2 protein-coding genes and 1 pseudogene are annotated in these 1,976 nt (G+C 53.6%); 1 reads left to right on the forward strand and 2 read right to left on the reverse strand.

Going from position 1 to position 1,976, the window contains the following annotated elements:
* Positions 1-38: 38 nt before the first annotated feature.
* Positions 39-809, reverse strand: a complete 771-nt coding sequence (locus tag MVD07_RS05785; protein WP_297499595.1) for a bifunctional fructose-bisphosphatase/inositol-phosphate phosphatase — start codon at positions 807-809, stop codon at positions 39-41.
* Positions 810-813: 4 nt separating this feature from the next.
* Positions 814-1,626: a DUF63 family protein gene (locus tag MVD07_RS05790; RefSeq protein WP_297499597.1), complete on the reverse strand. Its 813-nt coding sequence runs from the start codon at positions 1,624-1,626 to the stop codon at positions 814-816.
* A gap of 69 nt (positions 1,627-1,695) precedes the next feature.
* Here MVD07_RS05790 and egsA point away from each other — a divergent pair.
* Positions 1,696-1,976: pseudogene (gene egsA, locus MVD07_RS05795) on the forward strand (NAD(P)-dependent glycerol-1-phosphate dehydrogenase); the annotation flags it as partial.

Consider the following 1,976-nt stretch of genomic DNA (forward strand, 5'->3'; position numbering starts at 1 on the left):
GGGTAAAGGTCGCCTCCCCGTAGCGGTAGAAGTATCTCTCAAGGTTCATTTTCCAGCTCCTCCAGTATGAGCTTTAGGAGCCTCTTGTTGGCGACCGCGATTATATTCATGTTCATCGTCGCGCTGGGGGGAACCTCAAGTTTTCTTCCCCTCTCATCGGTTACAATCCCTCCTGCTTCCCTCACGAGCAACACCCCCGCGGCAATGTCCGTCGGCCTGACGTAGTTCCTTATGTCGAAGACGCCGTCTAGTGATCCCCTCGCAACGTAGGCCATCTCGACCGCTATGGCACCGAGAACCCTTATCCTCTTGACCCTCTTTATGAGTCCGGTGCACCGGCCCCTCGTGTAGAAGCTGAGGGCCTCCTTGCCCGGTTCTGGGTCGTTGACCCTTATCCTGTTGCCGTTGAGGTAGGCCCCCTCACCGGGAAGGGCCTCGTAGAATCTCTTCGTGATGAGTTCATAGATGGCTCCGTAAACAGGTTTTTTCCCCTTGTGGACGGCGAAGCTAAAGGCAAAAACCGGAATTCCCTCGGAGAAGTTGTAGGAACCGTCGAGCGGGTCAACGATGACCGTGTAATCACTTCCGTTGTCAATCTCCCCCACCTCCTCGCTCACAACGTTCACGCCAAGCGGATGGAGATGGCTCAGTATCAGGTTTTCAGCAACTTTGTCAACGTATTTAGTGACATCACCGCTCACGTTCCTCCCAACCGTCTCCCTGGCTTTTTTAGTCCCGAAGAGCGGGAGGATTCTGCGTTCAAGCTCCTTTCCCATGCTGAAGGCTATCTCATTCCATCCAAACTCCATGTTCTCACCCCGAGAGTAGGGTTATGAGCAGGTTCCTCGTCCCCGGGCCGAAACCGAGGATGAATATCGCGAGCTTCACGAAGTTGATCAAATCGGGGTCCTCCCCCTTCATCAGCCGGTCGAGGATGTAAACTACGGGCGTTATTATGAGGAGCTTTTCGAGGTACATTGCCGCCGGTGTGCCAAAGGAGCCAATCAGCCACCTAGCTAGAACATGTTGCTCCCAGAAGCCGAAGAACTGTATGCCAACAAAGGTCGTCGTCGCGTCGTAGAAGTGGGTGTAGAATATCACCCTGTTGTTCCTGACCAGCTCGAACTTTCTTGCGAGGAGCCAGATGAATGCCTCGGAAACGGCTAGGGCCGGGATGAAGTACTTAAAGTAGTCCCATCTGATCGAGAACTTTTCCCAGTTGATGATCATCACAAAGAGCATTCCACCGACGAGAACCCACCCGAAATCGCGGTAGAGAGAGTAGAGCTTATCGCCGGGCCCTATGTGCCTCCAGACGGCAAAAAGGGATGCTATTGCAAAGGATGCTATGACGAAGTATCCTCCGGGACTGACGGTCAGGTAAGTCCTCGGGAGGGCGCCCAAGTCGGTGGCGCTCCTCATCAGTGGGCCGAGGATGATGTATGGTATAAGGGCTAAGAAAAAGCGCTCGTCCACCCTGACCTTCATCTTTTTGAGCATCTCGTAGAGCAGTATCACCGCAATGCCCAGGATTAGCGCATAAACAAGGGTGTTGACGACGTTGTAGCCCTCGTTGTACTTTATCGGTGCCACGAAATACCGGTAAAAGAACTCGTAAAGGCCCATTTGACCACCATAGACGGTTGTTCCGATAGCCTTAAAGCTTTTCCTACCGAATGGGTAGGGGAATGAAAAATGGAGAAGAGGCTCCACCTCATGCAACTTCCCCGGGAGGTACTGCTAGGCGAGAACCTTAAGGGAGAGGTCGTCAACGTAGCCAAAAGGCTCGGTCTGGGCGAGAAAGGGTTGGTGCTCTATGGACCTAGGACGAGGGAGATAGCGGGGGTCAAAATAGAGCGTAGCCTCAAGGGGACCTACGATGTAAGGGGACTGCTCATAAAGAAGGGCGCCACCATGGAGGAAGTCCGGCGCACCATTGAGGCTATAAGGGACGAAAACGCCCAGTGGACGATAGC

The organism is Thermococcus sp., assembly GCF_027008145.1.
GTDB lineage: Archaea > Methanobacteriota_B > Thermococci > Thermococcales > Thermococcaceae > Thermococcus.